The sequence below is a fragment of the Cytobacillus sp. Hz8 genome, from assembly GCF_042263505.1.
Lineage (GTDB): Bacteria > Bacillota > Bacilli > Bacillales > Cytobacillaceae > Bacillus_BE.
In genome coordinates this window covers 110,568-136,784 of the sequence record NZ_JBHKFI010000010.1, presented here as the reverse complement: position 1 = coordinate 136,784, position 26,217 = coordinate 110,568, and the positions used below count along the sequence as shown (strand labels likewise).

The following is a 26,217-nucleotide window of genomic DNA, read 5'->3' as shown; positions in this document are numbered from 1 at the left end:
TAGGTTTTTGTGCTGCTTTAATTATCCGAAAATTCCACTTTTTTATTATGAAATCTTTCCAGTTTATTATTAAAACTGATACAATTGGTATATGAATGAATACAGACGAACAAAGACAACTGTATCATTGATTAACTATCATTTTGTTTTTTGTCCTCGATACCGAAGGAAAATACTCCTTCACTCAGATGTGGAGGAACGCTAAAAACCGTTCGTGCATGAAATATGTGAAGAATTGAAAATTGTAGTCGTTGCTTTAGAGTGCGACAAAGATCATACTCATATTTTGAACACACTACTAACGCTTAGTCCTGCTGATATTATAGCAAAAATCAAAGAAGTGACCTCTAAATTTCCTCATCTTCAACCCTTGCCAAGCCTTTGGACACGTTCTTATTTTGTTTCAATTGCTGGAAATGTATCGAGTGAAACGATAAAGCGATACGTTGAAAATTAAAAAAAACGTAACTAGAATGGAGCTAACACCTGTGGCAAGAAAGAGCACGCCGACTTATACAATCGAACTTCCATTAAATGTTCCTGTTTGGCAACAACACCGTTTGGAAAAGAAATTTAAAATAGCTCGGAACGTCTACAATTCTTGTCTAGGAGAAGCTCTCAAACGCCATAGACAAGTGAAAGCTGATAAAGAATATCGCGCTTTACTGTGTGAACCTAAGTCTAAAGAACGTGATAAACAGCTTTCAGTGATTCGTTTAGCCTACGGTTTTTCTGAATATGGTTTGCACGATTTTGTGAAACCTGTTCAGCGCAAATTCAAGAAAAATATCGGCAGCTTTGAAGCACAAAAACTGGCTACAAGGGCTTTTCAAGCAGTAGAGAAACTACATTTTGGGAAAGCAAAAAAAGTTTATTTCAAAGTGTTTAATGACCCAATTTCCGTTGAAAACAAATCAAACAATACTGGCTTGCGGTATGCAAATGGCAACGTTCTTTGGGGGGACAAACCAACAAAGATGGATCCTAATCCTAAGAACTGGCTTTGTATCCCTGTTGCACCAAACGCAAATGATGAATATGCACACCTAGCCTTAATGGATAAGACAAAGTATGTGCGTATCTTGAAGCGTGAAGTGCGTGGCAAGGTACGCTTTTTTGTTCAGCTTATTCAAGAAGGCTATCCGCCAACAAAACGAAATCGTAAGATAGCTGATGATGGAACTAAACGTGTAGGCATCGACATTGGTCCATCTACAATGGCAATTAGTTGTGAAAAAAACGTGCAGCTTCGAGAACTGGCTCCAGAATGCAAGGCTGACGAGAAAAAACTTCGAGGTATCCAGCGAGCTATGGACCGATCAAAACGGGCCTCCAATCCTCAGAACTATCATGAGAATGGTACTACTAAAAAAGGGAAAAAGATGTGGAAGTATTCCAACTGTTATCTCAAACTACGCTGTGAGCGAAAAGAACTTTATCGTAAAATTGCTGTCCAACGAAAACAATCACATGAGAAGTTAGCGAACGAAATCTTAGAACTTGGTTCTGATGTACGAGTGGAAACCATGCGATTTCAATCGCTGCAAAAACGAGTAAAGAAAACGACTCGAAATAAGAAGAACGGTAAGATTAACCATAAGAAACGGTTTGGAAAATCAATTGCTAATCATGCTCCTGCTCTGCTATTAATGATTATAGACCGAAAACTTGGTTATCAAGGGCGTTCAATCAAGAAAATAGATACCTATGTAACAAAGGCCAGTCAGTTCAATCATTTGACTGGCGAATATACGAAGAAGCAACTTTCGGAACGTTGGAATGATTTTGGAGAATTTCGTATTCAACGTGATTTATATAGTGCTTTCTTAATTGAACACACAACTGAAACGCTCAATTCCGTTGACGTGGACTTATGTAACGCACATTGGGATAACTTTGTTGAACTGCATGATAGTGAAATGAACCGTTTAAAGCAATTATCCAATAAAACACTGCGTTGGTTTGTCGCATAAACACAAACCTGATTGGTCGTGACAACGCCCAGGAGAAGTCGGAACGATAAACACACGAGGAGTCCTCAAGGGCTTTTGCAATCTGCAATACGTCCGTTAATGTTCTAGGAGAACGTACACTAGTGCTTCGGTAGAAACTCTATCCGCAAGGAAAGATAAGGATATCGTTGAGAAGTGTACAAGGCAACAATTTGCCATTATACCCTAGAACCCCACTGCTTTAGCGGTGGGAGTTGTCAGAAATGTATTTCTTTCCAAAATTCATATAAGCGAAAATAATTTTTCTATAATTTAACAAAAAAAACCCTCTTGCAATATGAAGGAGAGCCAACATTATCATTTCTTAAAAATAGTTTATAGAATCAACAAGATTTCATTTTCTGGATTGTATTTTGCAAATTAATTAGAATGGACAATCCTTCATCGATTCAATAACACGACTTTTATGTCCATAAGATATTTCTGTTTGATGGTGAATTTCTTTTTACAAACTCAAAAATTAGTTGATTCACCTCATTAGCATTCTTCGTTGGAAGCCAATGTCTGCCGTTTTTAATAAAATTGAATTCATAATTGGGCAGATTGTCGCGCAAAATTCTTGCATATGAATAAAATTGCTTATTTTTTAGCCCGAAGATCAGCTTAACTGGGAGGTGGATGTTCTTGAGTTGGCTCGTACAATTATAGTTCTTGCTGTACCAGTAATACTGCTCCACATTTCGAGCATCTCCTTTCTTAGCTTCATGAAACATCTTGTCAAACAGCTTTTTATTATTTGAATTCGTCAATGAAGTACCCCAAGATAAAAGAGAAACGGATCCAGCACTCGCAAGCTTTATAGCTAAAGATAACTCGTTCTTCAAAATAGGGTCACATACTTCAGACATCCCACTAATCACAATACCCCCTAAAGCACGGTCAGGGTAGGTTAGCATATATTCCAATGTAATCGAGCCACCTGTAGAGTAACCGGCAATAAAGGCCTTTTTGATTTCAAGATGATTGAGTATTTTTATAATATCTTCCACAATAAGTTCATAGGTAATCGGTTTAGGGGAATAAGGACTTTTTCCATGGCCTCTAATGTCAAACGTAATTACCTGAAAATCCTTAGATAATTCATCAATTTGATATTCAAAATTAACCGAAGTAAGAACAGGAGGATGGATAAAAACAATCGGAATTCCTGCACCCCTTGCAGTAAAATAAATCTTACCCTCATCAACTTCCAACAATGGCATCAGACGAACACCTCAGACATAATTTCTTGATAGTATGATTATTGTTCGAATCTCATGAAAGAAATATACTGCCAAGTAATGTGAGTTAGCGGAGAAATCGGATTCTTCGTTCATCGAGCTTCATGGACAACATGGTGACTATAATATACCCTTCATTGAAGGATTACATAACGTTTTGGCAATGAAAAATCAAATTCTTTTGGATAATCCAATAATGGAGGTAAATTTGAAGAACATCCTGAAACATTAAAATGCATTTATTAAATTTTTTAAAAGAAGGACAAAAAAGGAATCTGGAAATATTTATAGAAATATATGCATTAAAGATGAAAAAGACAGGATTTCAATTTAACTATTTTGAGGTAGAAATTAATGAGATTTAAAAAGGGAATGATCACCTTTGTTGTATTAATGTTAATCTGTAGCACGCATTATTTTATTTCAAACTCTAGGTATAAGTTATCCGAGAAATATAGTGATTTTCCCATTCCTAAAAGTGCCAAGCTACTAATAGAAGATGAAGAACATTCTAGGTACAAGTGGAATAAGTCTTCCGATATTAATGGCATTCCACTTAGCTATCGCCTGATCATTGCTACTAACGGATGGAAAAAAGAAGTAAGAGAAGGCACTTTGACAACCTATGAAAAGGATGGTGTCAAAATTAATTTCAATGCCACTCTAACTACGATTGAAATTGATAAAGTAAATAAAGAGGATGTGCAGGATCATTAATAATATTCCAATTGAAAGGCAGCTTTCATTCCAGAATGAATACTGCCTTTACATCTATATTAATTTTTCAATATTTTTCTTATTACTGTTTACTATCTTGAACAGCTTGATATGAAAGCATTCTAATGAAAGGGACAATTTTATGAAGACTACGGACTATTCAAATATTGCTAATAAATACGATAATAATCAGTATCGAATTGACGAAATAAGACAGGATTATGATTTGAAAAAGTATATCGATAACAATTGTAAAAATGAATATCATATATTAGATTTATCTTGCGGAACAGGTCTTTATCTCGAAAAACAAATGAAATACTTTGAAGGGCTTAATATTAATTGGAATGCACTTGATGCATCAAAAGAAATGTTAGATATGGCAGATAAAAGGTTAGATAAGGTTACTTTAATCGAGGCGTTTGCCGAAGAAATGCCATGCCATTCTGAAACTTTTGACTTTATTTCTAACAATTATGCTTTTCACCATTATTCATTAAAAGAACAAGCTCTAAATGAGATATATCGTGTTTTAATAAAAGGCGGTGTTTATAAGCTACATAATATTACGATTCACGATATGCCAAAGTGGTGGGTCTATCATTATTTTCCTTCTGCATACTATGAAGATCTAAAAAGATATTGGAATAAAGATATTATTTTCAATGAGCTTGCAATGAGAGGTTTTGAAGTAAATCTAAAAGTAGAGTACAGAATGGAAAAAATAAAGGTAGCAGATTATCTTAATCATGCATTAAATAGGGATATATCAGTTCTAACCCTAATAAACGATAGAGATTACGAAGAAGGATTAGAAAGAATTAGATACGATTTAAAGATTAATGAAAATAAAACAATCTTAAATGATTTTGCAGAAATGTTTTGTATTGCAAAAAAAATATAATTGACTTTATTATATTACAAAGATTTAATACAAAAACTAAATTTTTTAAAATAGGTACAAACTTATGATCAAACTTCAACAATAGGAAAAGCGAATTATTAAAATCTTAAAAATAATACTTCTTTCCGAATAATTCCAATTTAAATCTGATTAGATAATAATACCTGTGTTTTCCTAAATATAAATGATGATGAAACATTTTACTTTAACTTTAATTTAATGACAGTATCAATCACTAGTTCATAACTTACCTTAAAATGAAAGTAGAATAATAATATTGAAATCAATTGATGATCCATGACCTGTTTTCACTAAGCTGCATTAGTTGTTGATATTTGGAGTTTTTCAGATCTATATGTTGCATTAATTTAATCTGTGAAAATGAAAAGAAAGGGATATTGTCTATGCAAGTGAAACTCGAACATATCATTGAAGGAATGGAATTGCAATCGGAGGAAAACCATCCGTATCTTAACCTAAAAACAGGAGAAATCGTATATGTATCACTAGAGGCATTACTGATTGCAAAGGATGGAGAGAAATATGAGCATTTACCTGAATGGCAACAAAAGGAAGTGAAATTAGCTTTGAAAATAGTTGAAACTTTTAATGAATATGCATCACTACCTTCTAGCTACGATATTAATGAATATGATATGAAGGAAGATTTCTGTTTCAGCCTTTCTGATATTAAAAAAAAAGAGAGATTGCTCAATTCTATTCGTGGAAAGGGAGCATTTCGGCGATTTAAGGACAATGTTAATCGTTTTGGAATCTATAACCAATGGTATGATTACCGTGTAAAAAATTATAAAGAAAAAGCTATTGAATTTTGTGAAAGTAGAAATAATGACTATATTGAGTAAGCCCACTAAAAAGAAAGTTCTCTTTTTTGTAGTGGCTATGCTTTAACTAAAATTGTTGATTATTATTATCAGAAAAATATAATAAAAAACGGAGATATATAATAAGCTAATTTTTGACTGATAGATATCTCCGCTTTTTAGAATTCATGGAATTCTGTTAGCCTTTATAATAAAGAGGATTGATAAAATAGCAATTGCAACTACATAAATAGTGCCTAAAATGTTACCAACTAAATTAATGAATAGTGATAATCCAAGCGTTAATACACCAATAATAAAGCAAAAAATTTCTCCGCCTCTTGCAAGTTTCTTATTATCACCTTTCAAGCACTATTATGGAATATTTGAATAGGTTCCAATTATAAAAGAAAGCAGCAAGTAAAGAAGTTTTTTCACTTATTTTGTTTCATTCAATCTCCCAAACAGTAAACAATATTTAATTTTCCACCACAAAAAAGCAGGATTTCCCCCCACAAAAATGGAAACCTCTATAATAATCAAGCACAATTTACCCGAGGTGACCCCACCATGCTCAAAGAAGGCATATACGAAGAAATCATTAACAAAAAAATAAAACAGGATTTAAACAACCTAAACCTAAATACATACGAAATCGGCAAAGAACGCCTCGATGCCGAAGAAGCAAGAAAACTCTTATCTACCTACATCTCAGCCGTAACAAGAAAAGCACTAAAATTTATCAGAGAACAAAATGAATCCGATAACACCCAAGCACTACTTGACCAAATTCAAACCTGCAACGAAATGATTTCGATCTTAAGTGAGAGATTGGACGAAGAAGAATTTAAGACTCTAAGAATCAATGAAGAAGGGGAGATTCTTACTTCCATCTATTCGAAAATGAACTCGGTCCGAGCGATTCGGAAGGGGGAAATGATTAGACCTCTCACTCCTATTTCCCAAAGCTCTTTATTTACCGGTTCAAACTATGAACCCAATATGCTGGGAGAGTTGAAGAAGGAAATTTTAACATCTGATTCCATCGATATGTTGGTGTCGTTCATCAAATGGAGTGGCTTGCGCTGTATTATTGAAGAGTTAAAGAGCTTTACCGCAAGTCCAAATAAAAAGCTGAGAGTCATCACCACCTCCTATATGGAGGCAACAGACTATAAAGCAATTGTTGAACTAAGTAAGCTCCCAAATACCGAGATTAAGGTTTCCTATGATGTAGATCGCACTCGCCTTCATGCAAAAGCTTACTTGTTTAAAAGAGAAACCGGGTTTAGCACCGCCTACATTGGGTCCTCCAATCTATCAAACCCAGCTTTAACATCTGGTCTCGAATGGAATATCAAGGTGACAGAAAAGGATTCCTTTGATATCGTAAAGAAATTTGAGGCGACCTTTGAAAGCTATTGGAATGATCCGGAATTTTCAACGTTCCATGAGGATAATCTGGAAGATAAGAAACGACTAAAACAGGCACTTTCCAAAGATAAAGGAGAAAAAGAATTGCCGCTTCTTTTTGATATTCGCCCTTACCATTATCAAAAAGAAATCCTGGAAAAGCTTCAGGTCGAGCGTGAAGTGTTTGGTCGAACAAAAAATCTTCTCGTTGCTGCCACTGGTGTAGGGAAAACGGTAATTTCCGCTTTTGATTATAAAAGATTTAAAATCACAAACAAACATGGAGCGAAGCTGTTATTTGTTGCCCATCGAGAAGAGATTTTAAAACAAAGCTTAGATACCTTCCGGGTGATTTTAAAAGACCTGAATTTCGGTGATCTCCTAGTTGGAAACCATCGGCCTGCGTCATTAGATTATTTATTTGTCAGCATCCAAAGCTTTAATAGTAAAGAACTCTATCGATACACATCCAAAGATTATTACGATTATATTATAGTGGATGAGTTTCACCATGCAGCTGCTCATTCTTATCAGAAATTATTGGAACACTATCAACCGAAAATCCTTCTTGGTTTAACCGCCACTCCTGAGAGGATGGACGGGAAGGACATCCTTTCTTATTTCGAGGATACCATTTCTGCAGAGATGAGATTAACGGAAGCGATAAATCGGAAATTATTGAGTCCTTTCCAATATTTCTGTGTTACAGACACAGTCGACCTTTCCAAACTGAAATGGAGTCGGAGGGGCTATGAGATTAAGGAATTGGAAAATGTCTATACCTCCAATCGAATCCGCAGCAATCAAATCGTTAAAAGTTTGTATAAATATATCACGGACATAGACGAGGTCAAGGGCCTAGGATTCTGTGTTTCAATTGAACATGCAAAATACATGGCGCATTTTTTCAATCAAATGGGAATTGCCTCAATATCACTTTACGGAAATGTCGATAGTAAAACAAGACAAGAAGCACAAGTGCAGCTTGTTCAAGGAAAAATTAACTTCATTTTTGTTGTGGACCTATATAATGAAGGAATTGATATCCCAGAGATTAATACGATCCTTTTCCTTCGCCCAACCGAGAGTTTAACGATCTTTTTACAGCAATTAGGAAGGGGCTTACGCATAGCGGATGGGAAGGAGTGCTTAACGATCCTGGACTTTGTCGGGCAGGCGCATAAAAATTATAACTTCGAAGAAAAGTTCCGAGCTTTGATCGGAAAAACACGTCATTCTGTTCAATACTATGTGGAAAATGGTTTTTTCAATCTACCAAAGGGCAGCTTTATTCAATTAGAGGAGCAGGCCAAAGAGTATATTTTAAGAAATATAAAATCGAGCACACTGACAAAGGCGAATTTAATCAGTAAGCTGAAATACTTTGAGCATGATACGAATCTGAAGCTCACTTTAAGAAATTTTTTAAATCATTTTCACCTTTCCCTATACGATTTTTACGGTAGATCCCGTAATCGCAGCTATACTAGAATGTTGGTAGAGGCAGGTTTGAATGATGACTTTCAATGGGAGCTTGAGGATTTTATCACCAGTCGTTTGCAGAATCTTTTTTTCCTAAATTCTCATTCACAACTGGAGTTTTTCATTCGTTACATCGAAGAAGGTACCATATTCAATGAAGAGGAAAGGCTTATGCTAAACATATTTTACTATTCTTTTTATAAAGCTTATCCAGAAAAAGAAGGCTTGTCTTCCATTGAAGCTGGGGTTCAACACTTATTAGCAAATCCGAGCTTTAAAGTGGAGATTCTGGAAATACTCCGCTATCAATACGAGTCCTTGGAAACAATGGAAATAGCCAATGATTTTCCGTTTCCATGTCCGCTCCGTGTTCATTGCAAATATTCAACTTCACAGGTTCTCGCTGCATTAGGCTATTACAATGAAGAAAAATCGCCAGCCTTTCGGGAAGGGGTAAAGTATTTCGAAGATAAGAATCTTGATATCTTCTTCATCACCTTAAATAAATCCGAAAAAGATTTTTCACCATCGACACTATATGAGGATTATGCCATCAATGACCAGTTATTTCATTGGCAAACGCAAAGTAGAGTGGCAGAAAGCAGTCCAACCTCCCAAAGATATATTCATCACAAAAAAAGAAACCATCAAATCGCCCTGTTTGTGCGGGAATATAAACAAGAAAACGGCCTTACCGCTCCATTTGTCTTTTTAGGAACAGCAGATTATGTCAGCCATTTTGGAAATAAACCGATGAACGTCACCTGGAGGCTACACGTTGACATGCCATCCACCTTGGTTCCACGGGCGAATAAAAATATCTTGTAAATTGAAAAAAATAGCCTTCTCAAAAAGAGAAGGCTATTTTCCTCCTTCAATTCTACCACAGCCACATTAAATATAGCACTTACCATATTTTTCTCTATCTTCGCACGATAAAAAATATAATCATATCTAGATTAGGAGTATAATAAGAATTAATATGAATCTATATTTCATTCAAATCCAGTATGGGCATAATAGCTCATTGAAAGAAGGAATTCAATATGAAAGAGGTTAACTTAGAGTTCAGTGGTCCTTATAAGCTACGTGGGGAGGGGCGTCTTCTATGGGATTCCCCGTTAGTTAACTCCTCTGGCATATATATTTGGACAATCCAATATCAGAATGAATATTTTATTGAATACATTGGAGAGACCGGGATTTCCTTCTATCAGAGAATAAAGGACCATATGATCCAGTCGACAGGTGGAAATTATAAGATTCTCGATGTTGAGACTTTGCAAAAAACGGGTCAAGTAACAGATGCTTGGCAGGGAATGTGGAGAAAAGGAACCAAGGATAAAATTGCTGAATTTCTAAATTCCTACGAGGAGATGGCACCGAAAATCTTAAACTATATTTCAGCCATTCAAATCTTCTTAGCTCCGTTTGAAAGTAATGAAAGAGAGAGAAGAGTATTGGAAGGAGCTTTAGCGAAGCACATCTATCAACAGAAGGATTTTACTCATCAATTTTTCCCAAAAGATATTCGCTATTATGGTCGAAAAATAGGGGAAGAGCCTATTCATGCTCATATTCAGTCATCAAAGCCAATTATCGGGTTGCCAACAGAACTTACAATCTGAAATAAAAGGAAAGGACATTCCGCTGCCAATGGGATTGTCCTTTCTCATATTCTATTAAGGTATTTAACACCAAATAATATCGTTTCAAAAATCATATAAAGGAAGGGGAAGATAAACAATCTCACGTTGACAATAATCGCAGTAAAGGACCAAACATCCACATTCTGGTAAACCAAATAACCCCTTGTGACAATGGCTTCCATTCCTCAATTATTTCGCATTTTATCCAAATAATCCTCATACATCCAAAAATGCCCACTAAAGAGGGCTATTCCATTACTTCTTCCTCAAGAATGAAAATCCTCCAAAAAAGACATTAATAACTTCTTCCTTTGATGTTCAAAAAATATTAATATTATTTTCTAAAAACAATTCACATGAATGTTACAATGTAGTTGTTAGAAAGTACCATAAGAGGCAATTTGTTGTTGAAAGATAAGTGATTGATTTTCTTCTACAATCCACTTCATTGGATACTACATGCGTTGCCAAATAAATGTATAACGAGGCCATCTAACGGAAGGAAATGGTCTGATCATCACCTATGATTTGTTCTTCGTCTTTGTTTATAGCGTTCTTTATGGAATTATTTTTCACAAATCAAACAATGCATGGGTAAGCGCCTTTTCTCATTTTGCAGCTAATCTATTTAGTGTCATAATCTTAGTATTTATATAATTACAGAATCACCAACCTAGAATAGACAATAAAGGACTGATAATATGTTAAAAGCAAAAAAACTCGCACTCATTCTCATCTCGATGATTCTCGTTGTCTTAACGGCCTGCTCAAAGGAGGACAAGACTGAACAGGTGACGGGAAAATCACTATATGAAAAAAACTGTATGTCTTGCCATGGTGAAATGGGAAGTACAGGCTTATCATTATCCTTAAAGGATAAAATCAAAAATAAATCAGTGGAGGACTTAGAAAAGACGATTTTGACTCCTCCTGCTGGAATGCCGAAAATCCTTGAGGATGAAGATGCCCACAAAGTAGCAAAATGGCTTCAGGAACAAAATAAATAGAAAAAAAGTTCTTTGTCATTAAGAGGACAAAGAACTTTTTTTATGCTCGTTAATAATGGAATTCACAATATGTAGGGAATCCCACTCACCTGAGGAAAAGTAAATTATCGGATATTTTTTGGGAAACAAAGTTTCACTAATCTTCCCAGCTGGTGTGCCCTGCTCATAAAGTTTGATAATTTTCCCATCAAGCTCCTGCAAATAATTTAACTTTCTTTCTAGAGCCTTACGACCTTCCTTCAAATAACCAGCATGACAGCAAAAAACTTCCTCAAAATCATAGGCAAGGACTTTAGCTAAAGATTCCATTATAGTAGGGATGCTTTCTTCTCGTAAGGTCACCTTTGTTTTCTCTTGACAATAAAGATCTCCTGTAAAAAGCTGCCCCGTCTCTCTGTTTAAAAAAGCAAGATGATCAATCGCGTGACCTGGAGTTTCAATCACATCCCAGGTCGCTGTTCGTGAGGTAAAGGTTTTTCCGATTTTCTCAGCATGAAAGGGCGGACGCTTGCCCCAAAACCACTTCCGGTACATTGGATAATCTGCTTTTCTTTTGCAATATTCAAGCTTAATGTCACTCATATAAATAGGTAATGAATATTCCTTTTGTAAATAAGCTGCGCAGCCTGTATGATCCTCATGAAAATGGGTGATTACCACCTGATCTAATTCAAGTTCATGGAAAAAGTTGTGGAATTCCATTTCTAAGGACTTTGCACCCGTATCAATTAAAACGCCATCAAAAGCAAAGCAGTGCACATTCAGTTTGACCCCTTGAAAAGCAATTGTTCCATTGCCCATTTGAACCCCGTTCTTCGTCTCTCGAGTGAAATTCTTCTTAAAAAGCATCAACCAAACCTCCTCAATACCCCTTTATCAAATATTAACATAGAATGAATGTTCATTCATTATTTTAATGTTCTGAATTAGCAAAATCAGACCATTAAGTAGAAGAATTTTCTCCAAATCTGTAAGATTCGGGCAAGGGATGATTGATTCCTTTTATCAGAGATGGCAGAGAATAATACCCAAAAGAAATTTGTCGTAGCTTGAAAAGGGGGAATGTCGATAAATATTGGTGCAAAGAATGATTGCTCCGTTTCGATTTAATGGTATTCTAGTTTATGTAATTATTTGAAAATATTTGAATTAGAAATGTGGAGGTAGTATGGAACAATCAAACAAAAGGATGTCATTTGTGATTTTAGCGATGGCTTTAGGTCTTTTCATGTCTTCATTGGATAATACAATCGTCTCTGCTAGTATTAATCAAGTGATTAAAGATATTGATGGGTTTGAAAAAATGAGTTGGATCTTTACCGCCTATATGCTAGCCTCAACCAGTACGATGCTGGTATTTGGAAAGATGAGTGATCAGTTTGGACGAAAACTCTTTTATTTAATTGGGATTAGCCTATTTTTAATCGGGTCAGCCTTATGTGGCACTGCCAATACGATTGATCAATTGATTATCTATCGAACAATTCAAGGCATTGGTTCTGGTGCTATTTTTCCGATATCCTTTACGATTATTTATTCAATGTCATCTAATCCTAAACAGGCTGCAAAAATGTCCGGGGTGTTTGCTGGGATTTTTGGTATTTCTTCTGTTTTAGGTCCGCAAATCGGAACCTGGATATCCGAATCTTCCTGGTTAGGCTGGAGATGGTGCTTCTATGTCAATGTTCCGATTGGGCTTCTTTCCTTTATAACCCTATTGTTTGCCCTAAAGGAATCCAAAGCCGAACAGAAACCGAAAGTCGATTATCTTGGAACGATATTATTAATAATTTCAACAGTTTTACTTCTCCTAGCACTTGAATGGGGTGGGAAAGATTATGCATGGAGTTCCATACAAATCATTAGCATATTTATTGGCTCCGCAATTGCTATTATTCTCTTCCTCTTGGTTGAGAAATCAGCGAAAGAGCCAATATTACCGCTTGGAATCTTTAAAAACCGCATGGTACTTGGCACGAGTATTGTTGTATTTTGCCAAGGGGCAATTATGTTTTCGGCCATAACATACCTTCCGATACTTTCGGTAGCGGTCATGGGAAATGAAAATTCTAATAGTGTTTTAACTCCGATGATGTTTCCTATCATGATTGGGGCGATTATTGGAGGGTTCCTTTGTACGAAAATTAAATTTCGTACGATCATGACGATTTCAATGGCTGTTGGGATTATCGAGGCTTACATGCTTGGAACCATCACCCACGAAACTGCAAAGTGGATTGTGACTCTAGTTATGATTTTAATGGGACTAATTGTCCTAGGTCCCCTTATGAGCGTTTCCCAAAATGCGATGGCTCAATCAGTGGAAATGAAATATATTGGGATTGCTTCCTCAGTCGTAGGTTTTTGGCGTAACATCGGTGGTGTCATGGGTGCTGCGATTACGGCAACCATCGTCAATAATGATTTAAAGGAAAAATTACTTGATTTTGCCGCAAACGCCCATATGCCAAGCAATCAAATGGCGAAAATCGCGAAGCCGGAGCTTTTGATGCAAAATAACGTGCAAATCTCTCCACAGCTATTAAACTACATGCGAAGCGCGTTAGAATCCGCCTTGCATCACGGTTTTATCATCGCTTTAATTGCATGTATTTTAGGATTGGTTGTTTCGATTTTTGTCGGAGGGACTCATTACAAATTCCCGGCTCAAGGCGAACAAAAGAGTTTCGTAGCAAAAGCGCAAAATGAATAGAAATCGATTCAAGCATCAAATTTCGATTTGATGCTTGCTTTTATAATAGGACATTTGTATGAACATAGAAGTTTGAAACCTGCCTGAACACTTGATGAAAAATTGTCGAAGATCAATCATTTAATCCATTGGTGTGCGTTTTTTTATGTTATTGTAAAATTAATAGTTTGCAAGTCAGTCTTATTTTTTTTAAGGAAGGGGAGTGAATCAGATGGAAAAACCGATGATTGGGATAATCCCATTATATGATGAAACAAAAGAAAGCTACTGGATGCTTCCTAGTTATATGAAAGGAATTGAAGAAGCAGGTGGGATTCCCATCATGTTACCACTTACAACAAGTATAGAAATCATACAGCAACTGGCTGAACAGTTTGATGGATTTCTCTTTACTGGTGGCCATGATGTAAACCCTGAGCTTTATGGTGAAAAAGTGGAGCAAACCTGTGGAGCCATTTGCCATGAACGAGACATCATGGAGGAGAGACTATTAAATGAGGTCCTTCGTTTAGACAAGCCCGTTTTCGGGATTTGCCGTGGCTTGCAATTAATCAATGTCCTGCTTGGTGGAACCCTTTATCAAGACATACCCACTCAATTCCAAGCAGATAAGTTGATTTTGCATCAACAAAAACCTCCTTACACAATACCCGTTCACAGTGTATCTATTGAAAAAGGAAGTATGCTCGAAAAGCTTATAAATACCGAATCGCTCATGGTTAATAGTTACCATCATCAAGGAATAAAGGAATTGGCATCTTCTTTAGAAACTGCTGCCATTGCAGAGGATGGACTAATTGAAGCCTTTACAATGCCAAATAAAAAATTTGTTCTCGCTGTCCAGTGGCATCCCGAATTTAGTTATCAAGAAGACGACTATAGCTTTCGCTTATTTACGGAATTTGTCCATGCCAGTCAAAAATAGTCTTCTCATTATGAGAAGACTATTTTTTTCATCCTATTATTTCCAACCCATGCGGCTGCATAAGTTTGTAATATGAGCAAGATGATGCCGTCCATGCCACGCATATATCCCAATATTTTTTCCAACAGTAGTCTCACCGGAATCGGGATGAATAAAAGTTTTCTCCAAGTCAAAAGGTGTAAGACTATGTAATAAAACGACCAGTCGTGTGTGCAAAGCTTCAAGTAGTGTTATCGAGATCTCAATTGGCAATTCATAGTCTGACAGCTCTGCCCATTTTCCTTCCTCATAAGGCTTAATCGTAGGGCGATCTTCAGTTAAGGCTAATCTAAAACGAATATAGGCATTCATATGACTGTCTGCCAAATGATGGACCACCTGACGCACGGTCCAACCTCCAGTGCGATAAGGCGTATTCAGTTGTTCATGATCTAAGCTATGGACTGCCTTTCTTAATTGTTCAGGTAAATCGCTAATCTCCTGAATCCACCCCTTTACCACATCGCTTGTGATGTTACCTTCGAAATGAAACTTTCCAATCGGATACCTTTCATCCATCTGTGATTCCTCCTTTTTCCCTTTTCCTAATCATAATAGATTCCTCCAAAAAATGGAACCTATATACTAGGAATAACTTCTTTTCTAACCTGTGAGTTTCATCATTGAATTGGATCATAATTTGCGGTAAAGTACCAACGAAAAAACCTTCTTCTTTTATCCTAATATTAAAGCTACTAGTATGACGGCACCAGATTAATTTAACAATAATAGTAAGACCATGCGAAACGATCAACAGAGAGGATCATACAAGTGGACACATCATTAGAAATGCTTATCCATTTATTTGAACGTGCAGCTTTGCTTTTAATTCTTTTATTCTTTTTAATCCGGATTCCATGGTTTAAGGAATCCTTACAAAAGGATTTTCATTCGCCCAAGGAGCGAGTAATTATCACCCTAGTGTTTTGTTTATTTGCCATTTTTGGTACATATTCAGGTATTAATGTAGAAGGCTCACTTGTCAATGTGAGAATCATTGCGGTAGTTTCAGGGGGAATTTTATTCGGTCCATGGGTAGGGATTATTACCGGAATTGTTTCAGGTGTTCATCGCTATTTAATCGATATCGGAGGAATCACCTCAATCCCTTGTTTCATTACGAGTATCTTTGCTGGGTTGGTTTCTGGTTTTATCAATCGGCGAATAAAAAGGTCATTACACTGGATTTATGGGATTCTTGCTGGGATGTTTTGTGAAATCTTAACAATGCTGTTGATTCTGATGATGGCTCATCCGTTTTCTCTCGGACTGGATATTGTTTCTAAGATTGCTTTTCCAATGATTATTGGTGAACTTAACATCGGTCTAATCGTTCTGCTCGTTATGAGTGTTGAAGGGGAGAAGGAGATCATCGCAGCGAAGCAGGCGAAACTCGCTTTAGACATTGCTAATAAAACAATGCCTTATTTCCGTTCGATTACTCCGATTTCTTTAAAAATTATCTGCAGCATTATCAAAAGCAATATCAAGGCTGATGCCATTGCCATTACCAATACAAAGCAAGTTCTTGCCCATGTTGGCTTGGGTGAAGAAAAATACAGATCAGGAAAAGAGCCAATTGGCGAATTAACAAAAGAAGCGATTTTGAAAGGTCAATATAAAATTCGAAACCAAGTTAGAGATTACCATATTCCAGAAATTCATTCTCTACTCGTTGTCCCATTTGAAGAGCATGGAGAAGTCACCGGGACACTCATCATCTATTATCGCAAAGCCTATAAAATGACCTATTCCCTTCAAACCATGGCGATTGGTCTTTCACAAATCATCTCCACCTTGATGGAAATATCCCGGATTGATCAGATAAAGGAAGCCGCCAATAAAGCTGAATTAAAAGCGCTGCAAACAAAAATCAATCCCCATTTTTTGTTTAATGCCCTAAATGCTATCGCCTCCACTACACGGCATGACCCCGAAAAGGCACGGGAACTAATCATCAATCTATCCGGCTATATGCGCTTCAATTTAGAGATAAATGATGAAAGAATTGATATCCATAAGGAGCTTGCGCAGGTTCGAAATTATGTAGAAATCGAGAAGGCACGATTCGGTAATCGTTTAACGGTGCAATATGAGATTGACAAAGTCAGCGTTAAAATACCGAGTCTCCTCATCCAACCATTAGTTGAAAATGCCATTATCCATGGAATCCTGAAACAAAAAGGTCCGGGGGTTGTGACGATTATGGTCAAGGACATAAAGGATAAAATTAGAATTAGTGTGAAAGATACTGGAGTTGGCATTAGCGAAGAACTCATCCAACAATTATATGGTGAAGAAATAGCACCAATCCATATTGGCTTATCAAACGTGCATAAGCGGGTGAAAATGATCTACGGAAAGGGACTCGTAATTAAACGCCTACATCCTGGAACTGAAGTTTTTTTTGATATAGCAAAGGAGTTAGTATGAAAGCGATTATTGTAGAAGATGAAATCCCAGCTCGTGAAGAACTGGAATATTTAATAACCACCTATAGTTCCATTAAAATCACGCATACATTTGATGATGGACTAGATGTTTTAAAATTTCTGCAAGAGCAAGAAACGGATGTTATTTTTTTGGATATTAATATTCCCTCATTGGATGGAATGCTATTAGCAAGTACAATTAATAAATTTAGCAAAAAGCCGTTTATCATTTTTACCACTGCTTACAGGGAGTATGCGGCGCAAGCATTTGACCTTGAAGCCTTTGACTACATCTTAAAGCCCTATGAGGAGAAAAGGATCGCTTCGATGTTAAAAAAGCTAGAATCCTCCTTTAAAGACAAAATGGAAAAGAGAGTGCAAGAGAAAACCGCTCAAGTGCAAAATAAAAAGGAAATATCTAAACCTGCTCATCGAATTAATTTAAAGAAAAACGATAAAATTATCGTGACAGATGTCAATGATATTTATTACGCTTCAGCAAGTGAAAAGGTCACCTTAGTCTATACAAAGGATATGGAGTATGTAATGCATATGAGCATATCGGAATTTCAGGCACTTCTACCCGAGGATCTTTTCTTTCGCTGTCATCGTTCGTACACCGTGAACTTGACGAAAATCCAGGAGATTGTTCCGTGGTTTAACCAAACCTATATCGTCAGATTAAAGGATTTAGCTGCTGAAATTCCTGTCAGCCGAAGTAAGGTAAAAGAATTTCGACAAATAATGCAGCTATAAACTCCATTCATTCCTAATTATAAGCATTTCATTCTTATAATAATTCTTTTTTACTAATTGATGTTATGATGCCAATATAAACAGATAAGATAATTGATCTAATAGACATCAGCATAGGGAGAAAAGAGGAGATTAAGAATGAATGCAAGCATCAATCGTCGATGGTCAATCGTCATCGGAACTGTCATTGTCCAAATGGGATTAGGAACCATCTATACATGGAGTCTTTTTAATCAACCATTAGTTGACCTCTTTGGCTGGAAGCTAAATTCCGTTGCATTTACTTTTTCCATTACCAGCTTAGCCTTAGCTTTAGCAACCCTATTTGCAGGTAAACTGCAGGATAAATGGGGAATTCGCCGCTTAATTGCTTTTGCTGGAATCATGCTCGGCGCAGGGTTAATCATCAGTTCTCAAGCACCATCCTTATGGTTACTATATATTTTGGCTGGAGTTGTCGTTGGTGCAGCAGATGGAACAGCCTACATCACGTCCTTATCCAATTTAATCAAATGGTTTCCTGAGAAAAAAGGTCTTATTTCCGGTATATCTGTAGGTGCTTATGGTACAGGCAGCTTATTATTTAAATTTATCAATGGCTCACTCATTCAATCTGTTGGTGTCACCCAAACTTTCCTTTACTGGGGAATCATTGTCATGATTATGGTCGTAGGTGGTTCATTCCTTGTTCGAGAAGCAAAGGATCAAGTAGAAATCAATCAAAATATTGGGACAAGCCTTCAGAAAAATTATTCTGTTAAAGAAATGCTGAAAACAAAAGAAGCATATCTGCTATTCGTGATCTTCTTTACCGCATGTATGAGTGGATTATTCTTAATCGGAATTGTCAAGGATATCGGTGTTACCATGGCAGGACTTAATGTAGAGACAGCAAGTAACGCGGTTGCATTAGTGGCCATCTTTAATACAAGTGGACGAATTATTCTTGGAGCAATATCAGATAAAATAGGGCGATTAAAAGTTGTCTCTTTCGCTTTACTGGTTACAGCAGCAGCCGTTCTAGTCCTAAGTTTCGTTCATTTAAACTATGCATTATTCTTTGCGTGTGTCGCAGCAATTGCCTTTTGCTTCGGCGGAAATATTACTGTGTTCCCAGCGATCGTCGCCGACTTCTTCGGATTGAAAAATCAAAGCAAAAACTATGGTATCATTTATCAAGGCTTCGGAATTGGGGCTATCTCAGGTTCCTTTATCGCCTCATCATTAGGTGGATTTATCCCAACCTTCAAGCTCATTGCTTTATTAAGCATTATCTCTGTCATAATCGCAATGGTGATTAAGGTGCCAGACATCAATAAAAAGGAAAAATATCAAAATGATATGAGTAGCTTGTCCACAGAAACACGTGCAAGCTAACCATGATATAACAAAAAACCGTGAAACTAATGTATCACGGTTTTTTATTTAAAAGAAAAGGACAATTCCCCATTTTATAAGAAGGCTTTTCCAACAGGAGCAAGTATGACAAATCTTCAATAAAATACAACTAGCTAACTAGCACAATTAAATTAATTCCCAACAATTGGAGAGTGAAAGAAATGGGGATTATCAACGGAAAACAATTTATTGAACGGCTTAATCAATTAAATAATGAAATTTGGTATGATGGCAAAAAAATAGAAGGGAAAATATCTGAGCATCCTGCTTTTAAAGGTTGCATGGCTACAAAAGCATCACTTTACGATTTACAAAATCATCCGGATTTAAAAAATGAAATGACCTTTCAACTTTCGAATCAGCATGAACCAATTGGAATGTCCTATCTACAACCTAAAACAAAGGAAGATTTAAAAAAGAGAAGAAGGATGATTGAACATTGGGCGCGTGCCACTCATGGTTTAATGGGGAGAAGTCCTGACTATATGAACACGGCTATCATGAGTATTGCTTCCTCGGCATCCATATTAGATGGGAAAGAAAATTGCTTTCCTGAAAACATTCTAACTTTATATGAAAAAGCAATGGCAGAGGATCTATCATTTACCCATACCTTTATCACCCCACAGGTTAATCGTTCCCAAACCTATATCGAATTAACGGATAAACCAATTTCTGCGAGAGTGGTTGAAGAAAATGAAAAAGGAATCATTATTCAAGGAGCACGCTTGCTAGCTACACAAGGGGGAATGACAGACGAAGTTTTAGTCATTTCCACACCAAAATTTTATAAGCATGATGAATCCTTCGCTTTTTCGATTCCTTCCAATACAAAAGGTTTAAAATTTATCTGTCGTGAATCCTTCGTAGGCGGAAATTCCTTCTTTAATCATCCACTTAGTTCGAAATATGAAGAAATGGATTCGATTGTGGTCTTTGATCATGTATTAGTCCCATGGGAACGAGTATTTTTTTACAATCAATTTGATGTCGCAACGGAATTTATGACAAGAAGTTCCTTCCACACTTTTGGATACCACCAGGTGATTACCCGACAAATCATCAAGCTTGAATTTATTTTAGGAGTTGCTCAACTTCTCGTTGAGACTATTCAGGTTGGAGAATACCCACATATCCAAGAAAAGCTGGCCGAAATCATCATTGGACTTGAAAACATGAAAGCTCTTATAGAAAAAGCAGAACAGGATGCTGAAATCGACGAATGGGGGTATATGTGCCCAAGCATGATTCCTTTACAAGTCGCAAGCATTCTCTTTCCAAAAATCTATCCACGTTTTTGTGAAATCATCCAATTAATCGGAGCAAGTGGAATGATAAGTATCCCGACAGAGGCCGATTTTCAATCTACAAATAAAGAAGATTTGCAATGGTATCTTCAAGCCAAAAATCAATCTGGAGAAAATCGAGTGAAAATTTTTCGCTTAGCTTGGGATCTCACTATGAGTTCATTTGGAACAAGACAAACCCAATATGAGCGATACTTCTTTGGCGACCCGGTTCGTTTATCTTGCAGCTTAAATGCAGGATATACAAAAGACTGTTTTGTGGAAGAGGTTAGGAAGTTTTTACATTTACAATAAGAAGCCATTCATTCCTTAAAAATACTGTCGATACTTATAAATCATGATTCCGAAACTAATAATGGTGTAGACAATAGTGGTAAGAAAGGAAACTGTAGGAGAAAACTCAAATCTTTGATGATCTGTCTTCATTCCTGTTGTGCTTTGAACAGACATATCAACACTTCGCGACGTGAATCCTCCTTTTGAAGTAAAAAACCAAATAACTACACTAGCGATTAAGCCAATAAAAAAGGAATAATCAAAGAATTTTGCATCGGTAGAATGAGAGAATCCAAAGGTTAAACCTATTAAAACGAGCAGGGTCATGATAATCGATAATACTTTTTTTACCATAATCCAGCACCTCCTTTGTTAAATTATACCATATTACCTGTGCTTCCACTTATAAATGACAAAAAAAAGGGGGGAATTCCTCTTTTTTATCGTTCATCCAGTTAATGAACCATCTCTTACCAGCACAAACACCAATCTCAATAAATCCTACCGTCCTTCCAACAATACATTAAAAATGCTAGTCTCAGAGCTCGTTCCATTAATCTTGAATTTGATCATTCCCCTGCTTGTCAAAAAACACTTGGTACCAATAAAGAAAAATTGACTCAAACATCGTGTGGATTATATGATGAATTCGAGTAAATTTCACATATTTTAAAAATCGAATTTTATCAAAAATAGGGATTACTTTAAATCCATAAAATAGGTTATTTAAAAGGTTCACGAATATATATTTACCTAGATTGCCGTAAGTTTTATGAAATATCCATAAATTTGTGACAGCAAATGGACCAAGAACAAGAGATAAATGATTCCACATTTTCGATTTGGCTTTTCCTTTATCTCCCCAAAAATGATAGTGTGATCCAATTAAGACAACCGTTACTGTAAAAAGTCCTGACAAAATGGTAACAGGAAGGTACCTTTTCACTTCATTTCGTGGAATCCAGGCAATCGAGACCCAGGATAATATACACAAAATACGAACCAAGAATGACAACATCCTTCATCACTTCTTTCAGTTTTATTTTTAACATGACCAGTAATGCAGAAAATTATGTATAAATTGGAATATTTTACAATTTGATTTGTCTAAACATACCCATTAAAAAATGAGTAATTTGGTAATTTTACCAAAAATCTAATAATTCATGTTAAACTGGAATCAATATTTGTACTTGCCAGATAAGGGACTTTGGATCAAAGAAAGACGGAAACAGCATTAAGCGATCAAAGCAAGCATTTCATTTGTGGACCGTTCAAGAAGGATGATTAGGCGTTGCAAATTTCCTATGTGAATCAATGGATGAGGCTGTCAGATTAACGTAAGAAAACACTGGTCTATGGAGGAGAAAAATGGGGAAGAAGAAAATCTTTCTCATCGGAATCGCTTTTATTTCTTTATTTCTCAGTGCCTGTTCCGATGAACAAAATGTCAATAAAATGAAAGAGAAAAACTCCCTCAAACTTATATTCATTCAAAAAGTCGAGGGAAATGAAACATCTGAAGAAATGACGAAAATCGTCTCAGATAAAACACAAATTCAAAAAATAATCTCTATGGTGGAAGAATTAAAGGTAAAGGAATCCAATAATGACATTATAATTGAAAAAATGCAGACCCAAGACAATTATATGTTTTCCTTTTATGATCGTAAAACCATACAGTCAGGAACAGAAATCTCATATTCCTTTTCTGTCTTAAATGACGGGACCTTTATTTTTACTCACCACGATGTTGGCTCAATTGATACCCCACGCATTACTACGGAGAAGCATGTTGAATTATTAAATGATATAAAACAACAATTAGATATCCATTTTTAGACAAAAGTTGCAATCATAGTTTTTGCCTATAAATCATTTTTGAATAGGAGAATGAGTGATGATGCCAATCAAACTGAAACAATGTGATGATTGTAAGTCTCTTTGTAGTCACTCGGCAACCAAATGTCAGTTTTGTGGAAGTAGAAAATTAGTAAAGGGATTCTATTCAACTAAAGGAGAAGTACAACAAAACTGCAAACAAAAGCCTAACCAAAATGAAAATGATGTTATTCTATGTCCACTTTGTTGTGCGCCTGTTCCCATTTCTGAAGGAAGAGGATATTGTATTTTTTGTGATGATGAAATGAACACGAATTTTCTATTTGAAAAATAGGGATGAATTTATTTTATGAAAAATTATGTCAAAGAAATGAGAAGACTGGTTGGTACTCAACCACTTTTGGTAGTCGGAGCAATGGTTCTTGTTTTTAATGAAAAGAAGGAAATTCTTCTCCAACAACGGTCTGACATAAACAAATGGGGCTTCCCTGGAGGATCAATGGAATATGGAGAAAGTTTAGAAGAAACAGCAAAAAGAGAACTGTTTGAGGAAACAGGTTTCAATGCAAAAAGTTTAGAATTTCTTGACATTCTATCTGGAAAGAAAGAGTGCCACAAATATCCAAATGGGGATGAGATTTTCGGAGTTACAGCGGTTTTCACTACTTCAAAAATAAGTGGGGAATTATCCATTCATGATAATGAAAGCAGCAATCTCAGATTTTTCTCCTTAAACAACCTTCCTCCAAATTTAGTGAAAAAAGCGCGATATATCATTAATAAACACCTAAAATAAATAACTTATATTAAAATATATTGACAAGTTACAAACATTCCGTAACAATAAATGGAATGACTCTTAAGGAGGAATGCCAGTGAAGAATGATTTAGAGATTTGGGGTTATGTGATTTTAACAGCCATTTTCTTTTTCGGAGGAGCTTTTGGTGCTCATTTATTATTTAGCTGAAGATCCAACATTGCTGAACAACAAAGTCCTTTAATAAGGGCTTTTTTATTTTACGATAAAAATCATATCAATGAGATGTAATGTTAAATTTTTGTATATAAACCGTTTTTGCATTTTTATGATGTTATAATAAATTCCAATGACCATTTCCTATATTAGAATTTCGTCCAATTTATTCCGCCACATCCGCAATCGTAATATTCATTCAATTCAAAAATATTTGAATAACTATTTTAAATAAAGAGGGATAAGGATGAATGATCCTCAAAATATATCGATTTCTTCAAAAAATTCACAAATACAATCTGTCGACTCAAAATATATCCAGCAGCATTTAGCAAACGAACGAACCTATCTTGCTTGGATTAGAACCAGTGTCACCATTATGGGAGTAGGGTTTTTAATCACGAATTTACATTTTTCAACCCCTAATCTCAAAATACAAATGGCTGATTTATTAGCAAAAATCATCGGTTTGGCTTCTATTTCTGTTGGCATTCTTGCCCTAATGTTTTCAACGATTTCCTATTTTCAAAAAGGGAAGGAAATTAATCGCCAAACTTTTCATTTTTCAAGGTCAGTGGTAGTTTTTCTTTCATTTTCTTTAATTTTAGTTTTCCTTGTATTTGGCCTTTATTATTTATATGTCTGGCAATTGATTTAAGTTATATATTCTAGAATATAAAAAAACAGCAGATAGGCTCTATGAATCTTTCAAACAATATCGTCATTTTCCCTTTAAAAACTGAGTTCATCAAGGACATCCATTCAACAAATGATGAATTTGAGATATTTGGCAAGATGGTGCCTAGTTTACATAAAGGAAAATGGACTCATGAGGAGATTTTATTTGATGAAACGTTGAAGATGCTCTTTTCTAAAGGGGATCTTTTTTTGTGCAACGGACGTAAGGTGTTTTGTACCTAATTATTTCATTAAACAATAGATGCAGTTTTTATAACGGCCCCATTTCAGTTAAGAAACTAGCATTTTTTTATTTTCCAATAGGTTTTATTGCCGTTATTACGAAGCATGGTCAAATTGGGAACTTGAGAAATAATGATCACAAAGGTTAATAAATCAACAGATGAAGCTGCACCATTTAAGATAATCAACACTTTTACCGCTAATGGCAGTATCCCAATTGTACCAAGAATAATTGGCAAGAAAATAGATAGTATTGTAAAAGGGGCCAATGTCGTTAAAATGAAGCGATTCTTTGAAAGGACTTCTTCTGTTGCTACAAAGCCGCCAAACACTGTAATCCCTATGTAAGTACAATTTGATTTAAAATAATTTGGGATGAACATTAGGTGAATCAACTCGTGCAAGATTATTGATAGAAGAACGAGGAAAATATACAGGAAGTTCAGATTAATTACAAATGAACCATCTCCTGAAATACCAAATTCATTAATCGTAAAAGGAGTAACCAATTGTATGATTCCAATTGGGATGAATGCACCAATAATTATAAAAGGGATTGATAATAAGCCCATTAAAAAATTATTAGGTTCCTTTAATGGTTTCCAATTTTCTATTATCAATTCAGCATGTAATTTCTCATCAAATACAGGCAGTTTTGATGTAAATTTCAAAAAAAAGCCCTCCTTTGTTACCCCCGTTATACGGGTAACAAAAGATTAAGTTTCATAATTCTTCAAAATCCCCTGAATAATAGAACGATTTATAATAAGTTTCATTTTTGGCAGACATACATATGAGGATTATTTATTTTGATATTAGTCAACTGAATTGACATCCACAAATGGATTTTGTATAGTAATTGGCGGAAAGATTAAGAGGGGAGGAAATCATTTGATTTCAAACTCTGAATTGCAAAATTTAGATTTAATTGATTTATTAAGTCAACGCCATACTCAGCTTCGGAAAATTACAGAGAAAACATGGAATGATCAAAGTGAGATTTATATCTCCAATTCTGAATGGTACATCATGGCTCGAATTTACCAAAAACAGCCAACCATTTCACATGTAACCAAGAATGTTGAGATTTCACGGCAAGCGATCCATAAGTTTATCAAAAAACTCTCAGAAAAAGGATTAGTTGAAATCAAAAATGTCGAAAACAATAAGAAAGAAAAATGTATTCAATTAACGGCTTTAGGAGAAAAATGCTACGAAAAAAATGCAGCCCTTAAAGCTCAGCTTGAGCAAAAAATAACCGAAAATATTGGTTTTGAACAAGTCAATCTTTTAAAAAAAATATTAAAAAGCGAATGGAACATCTAAAGCCCTCGCTTCGTCAACTCGATTGACAAAGTGAGGGTTTTTCTTTACAATTAATATAGTCAACTAAGTTGACAATTCGT

Annotated in this window: 25 protein-coding genes and 1 pseudogene; 20 read left to right on the top strand and 6 right to left on the bottom strand. The window is 35.7% G+C overall.

Features of this window, described 5'->3' with window-relative positions:
• Nucleotides 1–91 precede the first annotated feature (91 nt).
• Both tnpA and ACE38V_RS13890 read left to right on the top strand, forming a co-directional pair.
• Nucleotides 92–457: pseudogene (gene tnpA, locus ACE38V_RS13895) on the top strand (IS200/IS605 family transposase).
• 31 nt (nucleotides 458–488) lie between these two features.
• Complete coding sequence (locus tag ACE38V_RS13890) at nucleotides 489–1,973, top strand: RNA-guided endonuclease TnpB family protein (protein ID WP_375842031.1); 1,485 nt, start codon at nucleotides 489–491, stop codon at nucleotides 1,971–1,973.
• 443 nt (nucleotides 1,974–2,416) lie between these two features.
• Here ACE38V_RS13890 and ACE38V_RS13885 read toward each other — a convergent pair whose 3' ends face one another.
• Nucleotides 2,417–3,214, bottom strand: a complete 798-nt coding sequence (locus ACE38V_RS13885; RefSeq protein ID WP_375842029.1) for an alpha/beta fold hydrolase — start codon at nucleotides 3,212–3,214, stop codon at nucleotides 2,417–2,419.
• A gap of 372 nt (nucleotides 3,215–3,586) precedes the next feature.
• Here ACE38V_RS13885 and ACE38V_RS13880 point away from each other — a divergent pair, with 372 nt between their 5' ends.
• The 7 genes from ACE38V_RS13880 (at nucleotide 3,587) to ACE38V_RS13850 (ending at nucleotide 11,228) form a co-directional block, all read left to right on the top strand.
• Nucleotides 3,587–3,949 carry a hypothetical protein gene (locus ACE38V_RS13880; RefSeq protein ID WP_375842027.1) on the top strand — a complete coding sequence of 121 codons (363 nt, stop codon included), beginning with the start codon at nucleotides 3,587–3,589 and terminating at the stop codon, nucleotides 3,947–3,949.
• Between the two features lie 142 nt (nucleotides 3,950–4,091).
• Entirely contained in the window at nucleotides 4,092–4,853 is a 762-nt protein-coding gene (locus tag ACE38V_RS13875) for a class I SAM-dependent methyltransferase (RefSeq protein ID WP_375842026.1), read from the top strand.
• 404 nt (nucleotides 4,854–5,257) lie between these two features.
• Nucleotides 5,258–5,719 carry a UPF0158 family protein gene (locus ACE38V_RS13870; protein ID WP_375842024.1) on the top strand — a complete coding sequence of 154 codons (462 nt, stop codon included), beginning with the start codon at nucleotides 5,258–5,260 and terminating at the stop codon, nucleotides 5,717–5,719.
• A gap of 528 nt (nucleotides 5,720–6,247) precedes the next feature.
• A complete protein-coding gene (locus tag ACE38V_RS13865; RefSeq protein WP_375842022.1) occupies nucleotides 6,248–9,400 on the top strand; it encodes a DEAD/DEAH box helicase in 3,153 nt (1,050 codons plus the stop codon).
• Between the two features lie 218 nt (nucleotides 9,401–9,618).
• Complete coding sequence (locus ACE38V_RS13860) at nucleotides 9,619–10,200, top strand: hypothetical protein (protein WP_375842021.1); 582 nt, start codon at nucleotides 9,619–9,621, stop codon at nucleotides 10,198–10,200.
• A gap of 549 nt (nucleotides 10,201–10,749) precedes the next feature.
• A complete protein-coding gene (locus ACE38V_RS13855; protein ID WP_375842019.1) occupies nucleotides 10,750–10,878 on the top strand; it encodes a hypothetical protein in 129 nt (42 codons plus the stop codon).
• A gap of 44 nt (nucleotides 10,879–10,922) precedes the next feature.
• The gene (locus ACE38V_RS13850; RefSeq protein ID WP_375842017.1) at nucleotides 10,923–11,228 is read left to right on the top strand and encodes a c-type cytochrome; all 306 of its coding nucleotides are present in this window, start codon (nucleotides 10,923–10,925) and stop codon (nucleotides 11,226–11,228) included.
• Nucleotides 11,229–11,246: 18 nt separating this feature from the next.
• Here ACE38V_RS13850 and ACE38V_RS13845 read toward each other — a convergent pair whose 3' ends face one another.
• A complete protein-coding gene (locus ACE38V_RS13845; protein WP_375842016.1) occupies nucleotides 11,247–12,077 on the bottom strand; it encodes an MBL fold metallo-hydrolase in 831 nt (276 codons plus the stop codon).
• 319 nt (nucleotides 12,078–12,396) lie between these two features.
• Here ACE38V_RS13845 and ACE38V_RS13840 point away from each other — a divergent pair, with 319 nt between their 5' ends.
• Nucleotides 12,397–13,941: a DHA2 family efflux MFS transporter permease subunit gene (locus ACE38V_RS13840; protein WP_375842015.1), complete on the top strand. Its 1,545-nt coding sequence runs from the start codon at nucleotides 12,397–12,399 to the stop codon at nucleotides 13,939–13,941.
• A 211-nt stretch (nucleotides 13,942–14,152) separates the two neighbouring features.
• Nucleotides 14,153–14,866 carry a gamma-glutamyl-gamma-aminobutyrate hydrolase family protein gene (locus ACE38V_RS13835; protein WP_375842013.1) on the top strand — a complete coding sequence of 238 codons (714 nt, stop codon included), beginning with the start codon at nucleotides 14,153–14,155 and terminating at the stop codon, nucleotides 14,864–14,866.
• A 36-nt stretch (nucleotides 14,867–14,902) separates the two neighbouring features.
• Here the strand turns inward: ACE38V_RS13835 and ACE38V_RS13830 are convergent, their stop codons facing one another.
• A complete protein-coding gene (locus ACE38V_RS13830) occupies nucleotides 14,903–15,424 on the bottom strand; it encodes a YfiT family bacillithiol transferase (RefSeq protein WP_375842011.1) in 522 nt (173 codons plus the stop codon).
• Between the two features lie 252 nt (nucleotides 15,425–15,676).
• On the opposite strand from ACE38V_RS13830, the gene ACE38V_RS13825 reads away from it, so the two are divergent.
• The 4 genes from ACE38V_RS13825 to hpaB all read left to right on the top strand — a co-directional run bounded on the left by ACE38V_RS13825 (nucleotide 15,677) and on the right by hpaB (nucleotide 21,092).
• Nucleotides 15,677–17,338, top strand: a complete 1,662-nt coding sequence (locus ACE38V_RS13825; RefSeq protein ID WP_375842010.1) for a LytS/YhcK type 5TM receptor domain-containing protein — start codon at nucleotides 15,677–15,679, stop codon at nucleotides 17,336–17,338.
• A complete protein-coding gene (locus ACE38V_RS13820; protein WP_375842008.1) occupies nucleotides 17,335–18,093 on the top strand; it encodes a LytR/AlgR family response regulator transcription factor in 759 nt (252 codons plus the stop codon). Before ACE38V_RS13825 ends, ACE38V_RS13820 begins: the two co-directional genes overlap by 4 nt.
• Nucleotides 18,094–18,231: 138 nt before the next feature.
• Nucleotides 18,232–19,470: an L-lactate MFS transporter gene (locus ACE38V_RS13815; protein ID WP_375842006.1), complete on the top strand. Its 1,239-nt coding sequence runs from the start codon at nucleotides 18,232–18,234 to the stop codon at nucleotides 19,468–19,470.
• Between the two features lie 182 nt (nucleotides 19,471–19,652).
• Nucleotides 19,653–21,092 (top strand): 4-hydroxyphenylacetate 3-monooxygenase, oxygenase component, encoded by a 1,440-nt coding sequence (gene hpaB / locus ACE38V_RS13810; RefSeq protein WP_375842004.1) that lies wholly within the window; start codon nucleotides 19,653–19,655, stop codon nucleotides 21,090–21,092.
• Nucleotides 21,093–21,107: 15 nt separating this feature from the next.
• On the opposite strand, the gene ACE38V_RS13805 is transcribed toward hpaB, so the two are convergent.
• Both ACE38V_RS13805 and ACE38V_RS13800 read right to left on the bottom strand, forming a co-directional pair.
• A complete protein-coding gene (locus ACE38V_RS13805) occupies nucleotides 21,108–21,428 on the bottom strand; it encodes a hypothetical protein (RefSeq protein ID WP_375842002.1) in 321 nt (106 codons plus the stop codon).
• Between the two features lie 199 nt (nucleotides 21,429–21,627).
• Nucleotides 21,628–22,080 carry a hypothetical protein gene (locus tag ACE38V_RS13800; protein WP_375842001.1) on the bottom strand — a complete coding sequence of 151 codons (453 nt, stop codon included), beginning with the start codon at nucleotides 22,078–22,080 and terminating at the stop codon, nucleotides 21,628–21,630.
• A gap of 365 nt (nucleotides 22,081–22,445) precedes the next feature.
• On the opposite strand from ACE38V_RS13800, the gene ACE38V_RS13795 reads away from it, so the two are divergent.
• The 4 genes from ACE38V_RS13795 (at nucleotide 22,446) to ACE38V_RS13780 (ending at nucleotide 24,548) form a co-directional block, all read left to right on the top strand.
• A complete protein-coding gene (locus ACE38V_RS13795) occupies nucleotides 22,446–22,916 on the top strand; it encodes a hypothetical protein (RefSeq protein ID WP_375841999.1) in 471 nt (156 codons plus the stop codon).
• Between the two features lie 58 nt (nucleotides 22,917–22,974).
• Nucleotides 22,975–23,250 (top strand): hypothetical protein, encoded by a 276-nt coding sequence (locus ACE38V_RS13790; protein ID WP_375841997.1) that lies wholly within the window; start codon nucleotides 22,975–22,977, stop codon nucleotides 23,248–23,250.
• 15 nt (nucleotides 23,251–23,265) lie between these two features.
• Nucleotides 23,266–23,712 carry an NUDIX hydrolase gene (locus tag ACE38V_RS13785; RefSeq protein WP_375841995.1) on the top strand — a complete coding sequence of 149 codons (447 nt, stop codon included), beginning with the start codon at nucleotides 23,266–23,268 and terminating at the stop codon, nucleotides 23,710–23,712.
• A gap of 425 nt (nucleotides 23,713–24,137) precedes the next feature.
• Nucleotides 24,138–24,548, top strand: coding sequence for a YidH family protein (locus tag ACE38V_RS13780; RefSeq protein WP_375841993.1), 411 nt, complete (start codon nucleotides 24,138–24,140; stop codon nucleotides 24,546–24,548).
• A gap of 319 nt (nucleotides 24,549–24,867) precedes the next feature.
• On the opposite strand, the gene ACE38V_RS13775 is transcribed toward ACE38V_RS13780, so the two are convergent.
• On the bottom strand, nucleotides 24,868–25,482 hold the full coding sequence (locus tag ACE38V_RS13775; RefSeq protein WP_375841991.1) for a DUF3267 domain-containing protein: 615 nt from the start codon (nucleotides 25,480–25,482) through the stop codon (nucleotides 24,868–24,870).
• A gap of 220 nt (nucleotides 25,483–25,702) precedes the next feature.
• Between ACE38V_RS13775 and ACE38V_RS13770 the strand changes: the two genes are divergently transcribed.
• Nucleotides 25,703–26,137 (top strand): MarR family winged helix-turn-helix transcriptional regulator, encoded by a 435-nt coding sequence (locus ACE38V_RS13770; RefSeq protein ID WP_375841990.1) that lies wholly within the window; start codon nucleotides 25,703–25,705, stop codon nucleotides 26,135–26,137.
• Nucleotides 26,138–26,217: the final 80 nt, after the last annotated feature.

Coding starts and splice junctions, on each gene's coding strand:
- hpaB (WP_375842004.1), top strand. CDS start 19,653: ATGGGGATTATCAACGGAAAACAATTTATTGAACGGCTTAATCAATTA.
- ACE38V_RS13835 (WP_375842013.1), top strand. CDS start 14,153: ATGGAAAAACCGATGATTGGGATAATCCCATTATATGATGAAACAAAA.
- ACE38V_RS13865 (WP_375842022.1), top strand. CDS start 6,248: ATGCTCAAAGAAGGCATATACGAAGAAATCATTAACAAAAAAATAAAA.
- ACE38V_RS13795 (WP_375841999.1), top strand. CDS start 22,446: ATGGGGAAGAAGAAAATCTTTCTCATCGGAATCGCTTTTATTTCTTTA.
- ACE38V_RS13840 (WP_375842015.1), top strand. CDS start 12,397: ATGGAACAATCAAACAAAAGGATGTCATTTGTGATTTTAGCGATGGCT.
- ACE38V_RS13870 (WP_375842024.1), top strand. CDS start 5,258: ATGCAAGTGAAACTCGAACATATCATTGAAGGAATGGAATTGCAATCG.
- ACE38V_RS13815 (WP_375842006.1), top strand. CDS start 18,232: ATGAATGCAAGCATCAATCGTCGATGGTCAATCGTCATCGGAACTGTC.
- ACE38V_RS13785 (WP_375841995.1), top strand. CDS start 23,266: ATGAAAAATTATGTCAAAGAAATGAGAAGACTGGTTGGTACTCAACCA.
- ACE38V_RS13875 (WP_375842026.1), top strand. CDS start 4,092: ATGAAGACTACGGACTATTCAAATATTGCTAATAAATACGATAATAAT.
- ACE38V_RS13860 (WP_375842021.1), top strand. CDS start 9,619: ATGAAAGAGGTTAACTTAGAGTTCAGTGGTCCTTATAAGCTACGTGGG.
- ACE38V_RS13790 (WP_375841997.1), top strand. CDS start 22,975: ATGATGCCAATCAAACTGAAACAATGTGATGATTGTAAGTCTCTTTGT.
- ACE38V_RS13820 (WP_375842008.1), top strand. CDS start 17,335: ATGAAAGCGATTATTGTAGAAGATGAAATCCCAGCTCGTGAAGAACTG.
- ACE38V_RS13830 (WP_375842011.1), bottom strand. CDS start 15,424: ATGGATGAAAGGTATCCGATTGGAAAGTTTCATTTCGAAGGTAACATC.
- ACE38V_RS13850 (WP_375842017.1), top strand. CDS start 10,923: ATGTTAAAAGCAAAAAAACTCGCACTCATTCTCATCTCGATGATTCTC.
- ACE38V_RS13880 (WP_375842027.1), top strand. CDS start 3,587: ATGAGATTTAAAAAGGGAATGATCACCTTTGTTGTATTAATGTTAATC.
- ACE38V_RS13885 (WP_375842029.1), bottom strand. CDS start 3,214: ATGCCATTGTTGGAAGTTGATGAGGGTAAGATTTATTTTACTGCAAGG.
- ACE38V_RS13805 (WP_375842002.1), bottom strand. CDS start 21,428: ATGGTAAAAAAAGTATTATCGATTATCATGACCCTGCTCGTTTTAATA.
- ACE38V_RS13780 (WP_375841993.1), top strand. CDS start 24,138: ATGAATGATCCTCAAAATATATCGATTTCTTCAAAAAATTCACAAATA.
- ACE38V_RS13845 (WP_375842016.1), bottom strand. CDS start 12,077: ATGCTTTTTAAGAAGAATTTCACTCGAGAGACGAAGAACGGGGTTCAA.